Origin of the sequence: Morganella sp. BCCO 40_0007 (assembly GCF_032989665.1) — a bacterium.
In the GTDB taxonomy this organism is placed as follows: domain Bacteria; phylum Pseudomonadota; class Gammaproteobacteria; order Enterobacterales; family Enterobacteriaceae; genus Morganella; species Morganella sibonii.
Genome location: NZ_JAVBIN010000015.1, coordinates 25,152 through 38,165, shown reverse-complemented (window position 1 = coordinate 38,165; position 13,014 = coordinate 25,152). Strand labels below are relative to the sequence as shown.

Below are 13,014 nucleotides of genomic sequence, written 5' to 3'. Positions count from 1 at the left end.
TCTTTTCTGTGGTTTGTCAGACATTAACGTCGTTCTGACTCAGGTATACTGCCTCCCGTCTTGAACAATGACAGGGATCTCATGCATATTCACAACCCCATCACAAAGCTGGTGCAGACGCGGAAAAAGCGGGATGTACAGCGCATCATTTTTCTTTCCGTTACGTTGCTTATCATGATCACTATTGCACTCTGTGCCGGTGAGATGTGGATTTTACCGGACCAGTGGTTATCTGAAACCGCACAGCTATTTGTCTGGGATCTGCGTTTTCCGCGTGTACTGGCCGTGATTGCGGTGGGTGCCGGACTGGCAATGGCCGGTGCGGTGATGCAGGCTATTTTTGAAAACCCGCTGGCAGAACCCGGATTGCTCGGCGTAAGCAACGGCGCCGGGGTGTTTGTTGTTTTTATCGTTCTGTTTTTCAAGGGTATGCCGCCATTGTGGGTGCTCGGAGGCGGGGCGGTGATCGGGGCAACGCTGCTGACGCTGATTTTACTTTATTTTGCCCATTTCCGGCGGCTGAGTAACAGTCAGCTGTTACTGGTCGGGGTGGCGCTCGGGGTTATTTGCGGCGCATTTATGACCTGGATGGTGTATTTTAGTACCAGTCTGGATTTACGCCAGCTGATGTACTGGATGATGGGCAGTTTCTCCGGGGCTGACTGGCGGCTCAGTCCGCTGCTGGCGGCCATTGCGGTGGTGGCTGTGTGGCTGCTGTGGCAGGCACCGGTACTTAATTACCTTGCGCTGGGGGAAGTGAATGCCCAGCAGCTCGGGGTATCCGCGCACCGCTGGCGTAATGTGTTTATTATCGCCGTCGGGTTGTTGATCGGGCTGAGTGTGGCAGTGGCCGGGGCTATCAGTTTTATCGGGCTGATTATCCCGCATATGCTGAGGCTGATGGGAATTACTGATCACCGTACATTATTACCCGCCTGTGCGTTATTCGGCGCGGTCAGCCTGCTGCTGGCAGATTTATGCTCGCGGCTGATTTTATCGAATGCAGAAATTCCGATTGGTGTGGTGACCGCGACTATCGGTGCACCGGCCTTTATTTATCTGCTGACCCGGAACCACGGAGGACGCCGCTGATGGAAAAATGCTTACTCGATGTCAGTGCTGTCAGTGTCGGCCGCCGTTTGTCCTGTGAGGCACTGCAATTTTTCGCCGGACAGCAGATTCACCTGCTGGGGCCGAACGGTTCCGGTAAGAGTACTCTGCTGGCGGCACTGGCGGATGCCGTGCGCTATGACGGGCAAATCGGCTATCGCGGCACAGATTTAAAAACAATCCCCAAACGGCAGCAGGCGCAGTTTCGCGCTTATCTGACGCAAACCACCGATGGTGTGCCGGTCATGACGGTTTTTCAGTATCTGCAACTTTATATGCCGGCAGTGCAGGAAAATACACAACTTATTTATCAGCTGTGCGGTGATTTTCAGCTGGAGCAGTTATTACCGCGCATGCTGACGCAATTATCCGGCGGCGAATGGCAGCGGGTGAAAATAGCGGCAATATTTCTGCAATTATGGAGTACGGATGATTTGTCCGGAAAATACCTGCTGCTGGATGAGCCGCGTAATCATCTGGATATTACCCAGCAGGCGATGCTGGATAAATGGATAGCCCGGTTTTGTGAGCAGCGCGGTACGATTATTACCAGCGGTCATGATTTAAACCACAGCTACCTGCACGCCGATGCAGTGGTGCTGCTTAAAGGTGGTCAGTTACTTGCAGCGGGTAAAACTCGGGTGATTATGACAGAAGATATTTTGAGCGAACTTTTTCAGTCAGAAATAAAAAGTATCAGACCGGCACAAGAAACTCATTGGCAAATAACAGATTGGCATCAACATCACCGCTGATTTTTGTTATGCTGTCACATAAATTTGTTGTTATGTCGTCGACGTAAAGATTAAGAATTGTTTAAACGAAGCCCTGGTGTTGAGCGTCAATTGAATCAATTCAGGATATAATCATCACTTCCGATTCTTATTAGGTTGTATTTATGCTTGAGTTTCTTCCGTTTTCCCGGCCTGCTATCGGGGAGTCAGAAATCGCCGCTGTTGAAAAAGTACTGCGTTCCGGCTGGATTACGACCGGCCCGCAGAATCAGCAACTGGAAGCGGATTTCTGTCAGCGTTTCGGCTGTAAACACGCCATCGCTCTGGCATCAGCAACCGCGGGTATGCATGTTGCACTGATGGCACTGGGTGTCGGCCCGGGGGATGAGGTGATCACACCTTCTCAGACCTGGGTTTCCACTATCAATATGATTGAGCTGCTTGGTGCGGTGCCGGTGATGATTGATGCTGACCGCGACACGCTGATGATTCAGCCGGATGCTGTACGCGCCGCCATTACACCGAAAACCAAAGTAATCATTCCGGTTCATTATGCCGGAGCCCCCTGTGATTTAGTTGCTTTACGTGCGATTGCACAGGAACATAATGTTTTCCTTCTGGAAGACGCCGCACATGCCGTCGGCACCCGCTACCGGGATGAATGGATCGGCGAAAACGGTACGGCGATTTTCTCTTTCCACGCGATTAAAAACGTCACCTGTGCGGAAGGCGGATTAATTGCCACAGATGATGATGAACTTGCACAGCGTATCCGCTGTCTTAAATTCCACGGGCTGGGTGTGGATGCGTTTGATCGTCAGATGCAGGGGCGCAAGCCGCAGGCTGAAGTGGTCGAACCGGGGTTTAAATATAACCTGTCAGATATCCATGCGGCGATTGCGGTGGTGCAACTGAGCCGGATGGACGAGCTGAATGCGCGCCGTGCACACCTGGCACAGCTTTACCGCGAAGCCCTGGACGGGCTGCCGGTTAAATTGTTATCCGTGCCGGATTACCCGCATCTGCATGCTAATCATCTGCTGATGATCCGTGTGGATAAAGCAGTCTGCGGCATCGATCGCGATACCTTTATGGAGCAGTTAAAAGCGGTCAATATCGGGACGGGCCTGCATTTCCGTGCAGCGCATACCCAGAAATATTACCGGGAACGGTACCCGTCATTATCACTGCCGGACTCGGAGTGGAACACCGCGACATTATGTTCGCTGCCGTTCTTCCCGGATATGAAAGACAGTGATGTGACCCGTGTGACAGACGCAATCAAAGCTATTCTTGCGGAGCAGAAATAAGTGTCATTTAACGAAATTAAAAAAGTCTCAGTCGTGATTCCGGTATACAACGAGGAAGAAAGCCTGCCTCAGTTGCTGGAACGTACAATCAAATCCTGTCAGTCACTGAAACAAGCCTATGAAATTGTACTGGTGGATGACGGCAGCCGCGACCGTTCAGCGGAAATGCTGACACAGGCGGCGGAAATTCCGGAAAACCATGTGGTTGCTGTTCTGCTGAACCGTAACTACGGTCAGCACTCTGCGATTATGGCCGGATTCAGACAGGCGGACGGTGATCTGGTGATCACCATGGATGCGGATTTACAGAATCCGCCGGAAGAAATTCCGCGCCTGGTTGAGAAAGCGGAAGAGGGTTATGACGTGGTCGGCACACGCCGTGCAAACCGTCAGGACTCCTGGTTCCGTAAAACCGCCTCAAAAATGATCAACAAAATGATCATCGCCGCAACCGGCAGTGCCATGGGTGATTACGGCTGCATGCTGCGCGCCTATCGCCGTCATATCATTGATGCCATGTTACAGTGCCATGAGCGCAGTACATTTATCCCGATTCTGGCGAACACCTTTGCCCGCAAAACGATTGAAATTGATGTTAAACACGCCGAGCGTGAATTCGGCGACTCAAAATACAGTTTCCTTAAACTGATCAATCTGATGTATGACCTGCTGACCTGCCTGACGACCGCACCGCTGCGCCTGTTAAGCATCGTCGGCAGTATCATAGCCGCGTCCGGTTTCCTGCTGGCGCTGTTACTGATTATCCTGCGCGTGGCCTTCGGCGCGCTGTGGGCGGCAGAAGGGGTGTTTACCCTGTTCGCTATCTTATTCATGTTTATCGGCGCACAATTCGTGGCAATGGGTCTGCTCGGGGAATATATCGGGCGGATTTATAACGATGTTCGTGCACGTCCCCGGTATTTTATTCAAAAAGTGGTCGGCGCTCAGGCGAAAGAGACCAGTGAAACTGAAAATCAGGAAAAAAACTAATGAAAGCAATCGTATTTGCCTACCATGATATTGGTTGTGTCGGATTGAAGGCCCTGAAACAAGCGGGCTTTGATATTCAGGCCGTCTTTACCCATACGGACGACCCGGGTGAAAACCATTTCTTTTCATCGGTAGCCCGCGTCAGCGCGGACATGGAACTGCCGGTTTATGCCCCTGAAAACGTTAACCACCCGCTGTGGGTGGATCGCATCCGTGAGCTGAAACCGGATGTTATTTTCTCTTTCTACTACCGCGATATGCTGAGCGAAGACATTCTGGCGCTGGCACCGAAAGGCGCATTCAACCTGCACGGTTCTCTGCTGCCGAAATACCGCGGCCGCGCGCCAATCAACTGGGCTGTTCTCAACGGTGAAACCGAAACCGGTGTCACTCTGCACAAAATGGTCGCCAAAGCGGATGCCGGTGATATCGTTGCGCAGGAAAAAGTCACTATCGGTGCGGATGACTCTTCTCTGATTGTTCACGGTAAAGTCCGTGAAGCGGCAGAAACCCTGCTGAATAAAACATTACCGCTGATTGAGGCCGGTACTTACAAAACCACTGCTCAGGATGAATCTCAGGCAACGTATTTCGGCCGCCGTTGTGCGGAAGATGGCCTGATTGACTGGAACCAGTCTGCGGCACAGATCCACAACCTGGTCCGTGCAGTGACTGAACCGTATCCGGGTGCATTCACTTTCCTGGGTGAGCGCAAAATGATCATCTGGCGCAGCCGCGTGCTGACCGACAACAAAGGCAAGCGTCCGGGAACCGTTATTTCTGCCGAGCCGCTGGTGATTGCCTGCGGAAACGGCGCGCTGGAAGTGATCAGTGGCCAGGGCGAATCCGGTCTGTATGTGCAGGGTACCCGTCTGGCAGCGGAAATGGGAATTGTGACCGATGTCCGTGTCGGACCGAAAGCCACTGCTCAGGTTGCCCGCCGTAAGCGTGTTCTGATCCTGGGTGTGAACGGTTTCATCGGTAACCATCTGACCGAACGTCTGCTGGAAGACGGCAACTACGATATCTACGGTATGGATATCAGCTCTTCCGCGATTGACCGTTTCATCGGTGATGAGCGTTTCCACTTTATCGAAGGGGATGTCAGCATCCACACCGAGTGGATTGAGTATCACATCAAAAAATGTGATGTCATTCTGCCGCTGGTGGCAATCGCCACGCCAATCGAATACACCCGTAACCCGCTGCGTGTGTTCGAGCTGGACTTCGAAGAAAACCTGAAAATCGTCCGTTACTGTGCGAAATACAACAAACGGATCATCTTCCCGTCCACCTCTGAAGTGTACGGCATGTGTGATGATAAAGAGTTCGACGAAGACAATTCACGTCTGATCGTCGGCCCTATCAATAAACAGCGCTGGATTTACTCTGTTTCCAAACAGCTGCTTGACCGGGTTATCTGGGCATACGGTGCGAAAGAAGGTCTGAAATTCACACTGTTCCGTCCGTTCAACTGGATGGGACCGCGCCTGGACAGCCTGAACTCTGCGCGTATCGGCAGCTCCCGCGCTATCACACAGCTGATCCTGAACCTGGTGGAAGGGTCACCAATCAAACTGGTTGACGGTGGTGAGCAGAAACGCTGCTTCACTGATATCCATGACGGTATCGAAGCCCTGTTCCGTATCATTGAAAACCGTGACGGTAAATGTGACGGTCAGATTATCAACATCGGTAACCCGGTGAACGAAGCGAGTATCCGTGAACTGGCAGAAATGCTGCTCGACTGCTTCGAAAAACATCCGCTGCGTGACAACTTCCCGCCGTTTGCCGGCTTCCGTAAAATCGAAAGCAGCACCTATTACGGTAAAGGTTACCAGGATGTGGAACACCGTAAACCAAGCATTAAAAACGCGGAACGTTTACTGGACTGGAAACCGACTATCGACACCCGCCAGACTGTGGAAGAAACACTCGATTTCTTCCTGCGCGGTGCGGTTGAAGAGCTGAGGAATGACGAGTAATGAGAAATGTCGGCCTGCGGGTTGACGTGGATACCTACCGCGGCACACTGGAAGGTGTGCCGCAGTTACTGAAGGTATTTGCGCAGCACGATATTAAAGCCAGTTTTTTCTTCAGCGTCGGGCCGGATAATATGGGGCGTCACTTGTGGCGCCTTTTGCGTCCTAAGTTTCTGTGGAAAATGCTGCGCTCCAATGCGGCTTCATTGTATGGCCTTGATATTCTGCTGGCCGGTACGGCATGGCCGGGTAAGAAAATTGCCCGTGACCTGGGGTATCTGATAAAGCAGACACTGGATGCCGGTCATGAGGTCGGTTTGCACGCCTGGGATCATCAGGGCTGGCAGGCAAAAATCGGCCGCTGGACACCGGAACAGATCACCGAACAGATCCGCCTTGGTACAGATGCGTTATCACAGGCGACCGGACAGCCGGTGCAGTGCTCCGCGGTTGCGGGCTGGCGTGCGGATGAGCGGGTGATTGAAGCCAAGCAGGCATTTGGTTTTGCATATAACAGCGATTGCCGGGGGACGCATCCGTTTCGTCCGCTTCTTGCAGACGGGACTACCGGAACCGTGCAGATTCCTGTTACACTGCCGACCTATGATGAAGTGGTTGGGCCGCAGGTGGCTGATGCGGATTTTAACGACTTTATCCTCGATGCCATCAGACGGGATCAGGGCGTGCCGGTCTATACTATCCACACAGAAGTGGAAGGGATGTCCAAAGCCGCGCAGTTTGAAGCATTACTGGAACGGATTAAAAATGAGGATTTCCGCTTTTGTCCGCTCAGTGAACTGCTGCCGTCTGATTTATCAACATTACCGACAGGCAAAGTGGTCCGGGGGGATTTCCCCGGCCGGGAAGGGTGGCTGGGCTGCCAACAAGAGGGATAGCATTGCATGCTGAATAACCGGGCGAGTAAAATCGGAGCCTTTCTGCTGGCTCTTTTTTTCGTGTTAACTTACCTTTTCCCTATCAATGATCGTCTGCTCTGGCATCCGGATGAAACCCGGTATGCGGAAATCAGCCGTGAAATGGTGACACAGGGTGACTGGGTTGTCCCCAAATTACTCGATCTGCGTTATTTTGAAAAACCGGTGGCCGGTTACTGGGTGAATAACATCAGTCAGCTGGTCTTCGGTCATACCAATTTTGCTGTCCGTGCCGGCTCTGTATTCAGTATCCTTATCAGCACGCTGCTGGTTTACTGGATGACTCTGCTGATGTGGCGCAACCGCCATACCGCGTTTGTTGCGTCGCTGGTCTTTATCTCCATGTTTCTGGTATTCAGTGTCGGCACATACAGTGTGCTTGACCCGATGTTTGCTATGTGGGTGGTGGCCTCGATGGCTTTCAGCTTCAGAGCACTGAAAGCTGAAAATCTGAAAACCAGGATAACCTCCTGGTGCCTGCTGGGTTTGTCCTGCGGTATGGGGTTTATGACCAAAGGCTTTCTCGCACTGGCTATTCCGGTGGTGGCGATGCTGCCGGTCATGCTGTACCAGCGGCGTTTTACTGAATTACTGAAGTTCGGTCCGCTGGCCGTGATCTGTGCTGTACTGATCAGTCTGCCGTGGGCGATAGCGGTACATCAGCAGGAGCCGGATTACTGGCGCTATTTTATTGTGGTGGAGCATTTCCAGCGTTTCTCCGGTGAAGATGCCCAGCACGCCTCGCCGGTCTGGTATTACATTCCGGTGATCCTGCTCGGCTGTCTGCCGTGGCTGGCGCTGCTGCCGGGAGCATTGTCCAAAGGCTGGAAAGAGCGGCGTAATAATCCGCCGATGTTCTTCCTGTTCTGCTGGTTTGTTGCCCCGTTCCTGCTGTTCAGTATTGCCAAAGGCAAACTGCCGACTTATATGCTGCCGCTGATGGCGCCTCTGGCGGTAATGATCGCCAAATACGGCGTTGACTGCGTCCGCAAACACCGGATGCGGGCGTTACAGGCGAACGGTATTCTGAATCTGGCTTTTGGTGCTGTCGCTGTCGCCGGATTGATCGTGGCCAGTTATCTGGTCAAAAAACCGATTTATCAGCCGGATGAATGGTCCAAAGTGGTGCTGGGTATTGTTGCCTTTACTATCTGGGGCATCATCGGCTATCTCTGTTATCTGCTGAAAGCAAAACACTGGCTGTGGGCAGCTTCCTGCTCGCTGGTGGTCAGCTTGATCTTCGGCAGTGCTGTGCCGGATCGCTCAGTGGACTCAAAACTGCCGCAGCTCTTTATCCGCCAGAATATGGCTGATCTGGAAAAGAGCCCGTTTATTGTCAGTAACAGCGTCGGTATCGGCGCCGGGCTGGCGTGGGAACTGAAACGCGGTGACATTTATCTGCTGAATAATTCCGGTGAGCTGACTTACGGTCTGAAATATCCGGACAGCGAATACCGCCTTCTGAAAGATGCAAATTTCGCAGAATGGCTGGCGGAAACCCGCAAAAAGGGGCAGGTCGCACTGCTGGTAACAGATAAAAATGATACCTACGATGCCAAACTGCCACCGGCAGACAAGCGTACCGAAAACAGCCGGATGACGCTCTATATCTACGATAAACAGCCATAAGGTGTGATGGTGTTCGGGCAAATCGTCTTACTGATTATTGTGAGTTTTCTCACCTGCGGCGGCCAGATCTGTCAAAAGCAGGCTGTGGATGTCTGGCAGGCCGCGCAGGAAAATGCGAAGCGAAGAGGGCTGTACTGGCTGGCACTGGCGGTATTTCTGCTTGGCCTGGGGATGCTGCTGTGGCTGAAATTATTGCAGGTGATGCCGCTGAATATTGCCTATCCTATGCTGAGTATCAATTTTGTGGTGGTTACGCTGGTGGCTCAGTTTTTATATGGTGAGCGGGTGACCCGTAAACACTGGTGCGGTGTGGCTGCGATTGTCACCGGCGTGATTCTGATGGGGGCCGGACACTGATGCGCGGATATCTCTGGGTACTCGGCAGTGTACTGTTTGTTACCGCAGCGCAATTGCTGCTGAAACTGGGTGTGACGCAGTTACCGGATATTGCGCTGAGTTCACAGTGGCTGGATATCCGCCTGCTGTTATCGCAATGGCAGCCGTTTGCCATCGTGTTCGCCGGATTGGCCGGGTATGTCATGTCGATGGTGTGCTGGCTGCTTGCACTGCGGGATTTGCCGCTCAATAAAGCTTATCCGCTTATCAGCCTGAGTTATGTATTTGTCTATCTGCTGGCGGCATTCCTGCCCTGGTTTAATGAAGGTGTCTCGCTGATTAAAAGTATCGGTATTATTTTTATTCTGTTTGGTGTGCGCCTGATCCACAGTAAAGAAAAACCCGCCGTATAATCATAATACGGCTTAGTGTTTTATTAAGCCGTCATTAAACGATTAAGCCTGTATTAATCCCTCCGTTTTTTCTTTGTTGTATAAACAAAATATCCTGTTACACCGTGAATTATTTTCCCATACCCGGGTCTTAATGGAGGTAACAGAGATGATTACCTTATTGTTATCAGATCGTATCTTTGTCCGGAGGTGATATTGGACATTACCAGCCGTAAGTCCGTGTTTAATGTGGCGTATCCGTCAGCTGCAATGTGGACTGTATTATTCCTGTTGTTTATTGCAGTAACCTATTTTTTACCTCTGGAATTCCGGGCACTATGGCAGCCGGATGAAACCCGCTATGCTGAAATCAGCCGGGAAATGCTGGCTGATGGTAACTGGGTTGTACCTCACCTGCTGGATATCCGCTATTTTGAAAAGCCGGTGGCGGGTTACTGGGTGAATAATATCAGTCAGATGCTGTTCGGGCACACTCAGTTCGCTGTCCGTTTTGGTGTTCTTTTCTCAACCATGGTCAGTACACTGCTGGTTTACCGGCTGGCAATGAAAATGTGGAACGAAAAGGTGATTGCCCGCACTGCTGCGTTCCTGTATGCCAGTATGTTACTGGTACTGGCGCTCGGCACATACAGCACGCTGGACCCGATTCTGACGATGTGGATCACACTGGTGATTTATCTCAGTTACGGGCTGACAACAGCGCAGACGCGCGGTACGTTGCTGGGGTACTGGGTTGCCTTCGGGCTGGCCTGTGGTATGGCGCTGATGACAAAAGGTTTTCTGGCTCTGGTATTACCGGTTATTGCGCTGATCCCGGTACATATTTTCTACCGCCGTTTAAAAATAATGCTCTGTTATTGCTGGGCGGGGATTGCGGCGGCCGGGCTTATCACACTGCCGTGGGCAATTACGGTGTATCATGCCGAGCCGGATTTCTGGCGTTATTTTGTGGTGGTTGAGCATTTACAGCGCTTTATGAGTAAAGAGGCACAAAACCTCTCCCCGTTCTGGTTTTTCATCCCGATTTTATTTGCCGGTGTATTACCCTGGAGCGGTTTTTTATTCGGGGCATTGAAACAGGGCTGGCAGCAGCGCCGGGAAAATAAACCGTTATTTTTCCTGCTGTGCTGGACCGTATTGCCGTTCTTATTTTTCAGTATCGCCAAAGGGAAATTACTGACCTATATTCTGCCGGTCATTGCGCCGCTGACTATTCTGATGGCGGCTTATATTCACACACTGATAAAGAAACAGGCTGTTACAGTATTTAAACTGAATGCGGTGATTAATATTATTTTCGGCTGCTGCGCGGTCATTGCGCTCCTGGTGATCAATAATCTGGAAAATACCCTGGTTTATTCTGCCGCTGAACGGGGTAAATTTATCGGTGCTATTGCGATTTTTCTGTTCTGGATTGCGGTTTCGGTGGTTACTCTGATAAAAGGCTGCCGCTACTGGCTGCTGGCGGCATTTTGTACCGTTGCTATCAGTCTGTCGGTCAGTTCACTGTTACCGGCCAGAACGGAACGGGCGAATTTACCGCAGATTTTTATTCAGAATAATATCGCACTGCTGAAGGATGCGCGTTATATCCTGGTCAACAGTGTCGGGATCGGGACATCAGCGGCCTGGGAATTACAGCGCAGTGATATTTATATGTTCGATCGTCCCGGAGAGCTGAAATACGGGCTGAGTGATTTATATCCGGATGCCAAATCAAAGTTTATCAGCCATGAGAATTTTGAATCCTGGCTGGAAAATGCCCGTAAAACCGGTGATGTTGCATTGATCCTGCGTGACCGTCACGGGGTGGATGAAAATGATGTTTCTCCGGCGGATGAATTTATCACTGACGATAATCTGACATTGCTTTATTACCGGAAAATGCCGTAATACCCGGTGAAATACGCCAAATATTGACTTTCACCCGCAGATATTAATACAGTAATGCGGGTTGAAGGTCAGCTGTACCGGGGATAATACAATGAAAATGATATTCCGCTCTCTGCTTTTTATTTGTGTATTAGCCGTTGTCGGTTGTTCATCGACACCGCGTAAATATCATGCACCTCCGATCAAAACGGAGTTATCAGATCCGATTATGGTTATCGCCCAATTGCGGGAACAATTATCGCAATGGTACGGTACGCCTTATCATTATGGCGGAATGGATATAAACGGTATCGATTGTTCCGGTTTTGTCTACCGGACATTTAACGACCGCTTTGCGATTTCACTCCCGCGCACCACCAAAGCTCAGACAACATACGGTACCCGGATTGATGCTGAAGATTTACAACCCGGTGACCTGGTATTTTTTAAAACCGGCGGTGGCGAAAACGGGTTACATGTCGGTATTTATGATTCTGACCGCGCCTTTATTCACGCCTCGACCAGTAAGGGCGTGATGCGTTCCAGCCTTGATAACGTTTACTGGAAAAAAGTCTTCTGGCAGGCGCGCAGGCTTTAAAATTACCCGGATAAATATGCTATCTTAACGGCAGCCTATTTTTTCCGGGGAACACTATGTCGTCACTTCGTCTTTTTATTTCTGATTCCTGCGATCCGTGGTTCAACCTTGCCGTTGAAGAGTGTATTTTCCGTCAGATGCCCGCTGACCAGCGCGTATTATTTTTATGGCGTAATAATGACACTGTCGTTATCGGACGGGCACAAAACCCGTGGAAGGAATGCAATACCCGCAAAATGGAATCCGATCATATTAAATTAGCCCGGCGCAGCAGCGGTGGCGGGGCAGTATTTCATGATATGGGAAATACAAATTTCACCTTTATGGCCGGAAAACCGGAATATGATAAAACGGTTTCGACCAATATTATTCTTGACGGGTTATCCCGGCTCGGGATTTCGGTGTCGGCATCCGGCCGTAATGATCTGGTGGTCAACAGTGAAGACGGTGAGCGGAAAATTTCCGGCTCGGCGTATCGTGAAACTAAAGATCGTGGTTTCCACCACGGCACTGTGTTAATTAATGCTGACCTGAGCCGTCTGGCGGATTACCTCAACCCGGACCCGAAAAAACTGCAGGCCAAAGGGATCACTTCTGTCCGTTCACGGGTCACTAATCTGGCGGAAATTGTGCCGGGAATTGACCATGAGCAGGTCTGCGAATCGATTAAAGCCGCATTTTTCGATTATTACGGCGAGACGGTACAGGAAGAACGGATTTCGCCGGATTCACTTCCCGATTTACCCGGATTTGCAGAGACATTTGCCAGACAAAGCAGCTGGGACTGGAATTTTGGTAATGCACCGGCTTTCAGTCACCTGCTGGATACCCGCTTTAAGTGGGGGGGTATTGAGCTGCATTTCGATGTGGAGCGGGGCATTATCAGCCGGGCACAGATTTTTACTGACAGTCTCGATCCGGCACCGCTGGAACAACTGGCACAGTTGCTGACAGGTCAGCAATACAGTGCTGCTGCGGTGAAGGCTGTCTTCTCCGGCCTGATTGCCGGTTATCCGGATATGCACAGTGAGCTGGTGCAGTTGCGGGATTGGCTGGTAACAGAACTTAAATAAAAAAATATCCCCGTCCGGCGTTTGTGGCAGAC

The 13,014-nt window shown here is 51.1% G+C and carries 12 protein-coding genes; all 12 read left to right on the top strand.

All coding sequences use genetic code 11. The features are described 5' to 3' along the window. The first annotated feature begins 81 nt into the window (after nucleotides 1-81). On the top strand, nucleotides 82-1,092 hold the full coding sequence (gene btuC, locus R5268_RS17485; RefSeq protein ID WP_317420123.1) for a vitamin B12 ABC transporter permease BtuC: 1,011 nt from the start codon (nucleotides 82-84) through the stop codon (nucleotides 1,090-1,092). Beyond that, a complete protein-coding gene (locus tag R5268_RS17480) occupies nucleotides 1,092-1,865 on the top strand; it encodes an ATP-binding cassette domain-containing protein (RefSeq protein ID WP_317420125.1) in 774 nt (257 codons plus the stop codon). Before btuC ends, R5268_RS17480 begins: the two co-directional genes overlap by 1 nt. A gap of 143 nt (nucleotides 1,866-2,008) precedes the next feature. Then, nucleotides 2,009-3,154 carry a UDP-4-amino-4-deoxy-L-arabinose aminotransferase gene (arnB, locus tag R5268_RS17475; protein ID WP_181257628.1) on the top strand — a complete coding sequence of 382 codons (1,146 nt, stop codon included), beginning with the start codon at nucleotides 2,009-2,011 and terminating at the stop codon, nucleotides 3,152-3,154. Then, nucleotides 3,155-4,144: an undecaprenyl-phosphate 4-deoxy-4-formamido-L-arabinose transferase gene (arnC, locus tag R5268_RS17470; RefSeq protein WP_046893566.1), complete on the top strand. Its 990-nt coding sequence runs from the start codon at nucleotides 3,155-3,157 to the stop codon at nucleotides 4,142-4,144. Continuing rightward, nucleotides 4,144-6,129: a bifunctional UDP-4-amino-4-deoxy-L-arabinose formyltransferase/UDP-glucuronic acid oxidase ArnA gene (arnA, locus tag R5268_RS17465; protein ID WP_317420128.1), complete on the top strand. Its 1,986-nt coding sequence runs from the start codon at nucleotides 4,144-4,146 to the stop codon at nucleotides 6,127-6,129. Before arnC ends, arnA begins: the two co-directional genes overlap by 1 nt. After that, entirely contained in the window at nucleotides 6,129-7,022 is an 894-nt protein-coding gene (gene arnD, locus R5268_RS17460) for a 4-deoxy-4-formamido-L-arabinose-phosphoundecaprenol deformylase (protein ID WP_317420129.1), read from the top strand. Before arnA ends, arnD begins: the two co-directional genes overlap by 1 nt. Nucleotides 7,023-7,028: 6 nt before the next feature. Further along, nucleotides 7,029-8,690: a lipid IV(A) 4-amino-4-deoxy-L-arabinosyltransferase gene (gene arnT / locus R5268_RS17455; RefSeq protein WP_107679754.1), complete on the top strand. Its 1,662-nt coding sequence runs from the start codon at nucleotides 7,029-7,031 to the stop codon at nucleotides 8,688-8,690. Between the two features lie 6 nt (nucleotides 8,691-8,696). Next, nucleotides 8,697-9,047: a 4-amino-4-deoxy-L-arabinose-phosphoundecaprenol flippase subunit ArnE gene (arnE, locus tag R5268_RS17450; RefSeq protein WP_046893562.1), complete on the top strand. Its 351-nt coding sequence runs from the start codon at nucleotides 8,697-8,699 to the stop codon at nucleotides 9,045-9,047. Beyond that, complete coding sequence (gene arnF / locus R5268_RS17445) at nucleotides 9,044-9,439, top strand: 4-amino-4-deoxy-L-arabinose-phosphoundecaprenol flippase subunit ArnF (protein ID WP_181257630.1); 396 nt, start codon at nucleotides 9,044-9,046, stop codon at nucleotides 9,437-9,439. Before arnE ends, arnF begins: the two co-directional genes overlap by 4 nt. Before the next feature lie 195 nt (nucleotides 9,440-9,634). After that, nucleotides 9,635-11,332, top strand: coding sequence for a lipid IV(A) 4-amino-4-deoxy-L-arabinosyltransferase (arnT, locus tag R5268_RS17440; RefSeq protein ID WP_317423116.1), 1,698 nt, complete (start codon nucleotides 9,635-9,637; stop codon nucleotides 11,330-11,332). A 91-nt stretch (nucleotides 11,333-11,423) separates the two neighbouring features. Beyond that, on the top strand, nucleotides 11,424-11,909 hold the full coding sequence (locus R5268_RS17435; protein WP_052926832.1) for a C40 family peptidase: 486 nt from the start codon (nucleotides 11,424-11,426) through the stop codon (nucleotides 11,907-11,909). 56 nt (nucleotides 11,910-11,965) lie between these two features. Next, the gene (locus R5268_RS17430) at nucleotides 11,966-12,982 is read left to right on the top strand and encodes a lipoate--protein ligase A (RefSeq protein ID WP_046893559.1); all 1,017 of its coding nucleotides are present in this window, start codon (nucleotides 11,966-11,968) and stop codon (nucleotides 12,980-12,982) included. Nucleotides 12,983-13,014: the final 32 nt, after the last annotated feature.

What these genes read in the sequence shown, in the direction of transcription:
- R5268_RS17435 (WP_052926832.1), top strand. Translation starts at nt 11,424, where the DNA reads ATGAAAATGATATTCCGCTCTCTGCTTTTTATTTGTGTATTAGCCGTT.
- arnD (WP_317420129.1), top strand. Translation starts at nt 6,129, where the DNA reads ATGAGAAATGTCGGCCTGCGGGTTGACGTGGATACCTACCGCGGCACA.
- arnE (WP_046893562.1), top strand. Translation starts at nt 8,697, where the DNA reads ATGGTGTTCGGGCAAATCGTCTTACTGATTATTGTGAGTTTTCTCACC.
- arnT (WP_107679754.1), top strand. Translation starts at nt 7,029, where the DNA reads ATGCTGAATAACCGGGCGAGTAAAATCGGAGCCTTTCTGCTGGCTCTT.
- btuC (WP_317420123.1), top strand. Translation starts at nt 82, where the DNA reads ATGCATATTCACAACCCCATCACAAAGCTGGTGCAGACGCGGAAAAAG.
- R5268_RS17480 (WP_317420125.1), top strand. Translation starts at nt 1,092, where the DNA reads ATGGAAAAATGCTTACTCGATGTCAGTGCTGTCAGTGTCGGCCGCCGT.
- arnB (WP_181257628.1), top strand. Translation starts at nt 2,009, where the DNA reads ATGCTTGAGTTTCTTCCGTTTTCCCGGCCTGCTATCGGGGAGTCAGAA.
- arnA (WP_317420128.1), top strand. Translation starts at nt 4,144, where the DNA reads ATGAAAGCAATCGTATTTGCCTACCATGATATTGGTTGTGTCGGATTG.
- R5268_RS17430 (WP_046893559.1), top strand. Translation starts at nt 11,966, where the DNA reads ATGTCGTCACTTCGTCTTTTTATTTCTGATTCCTGCGATCCGTGGTTC.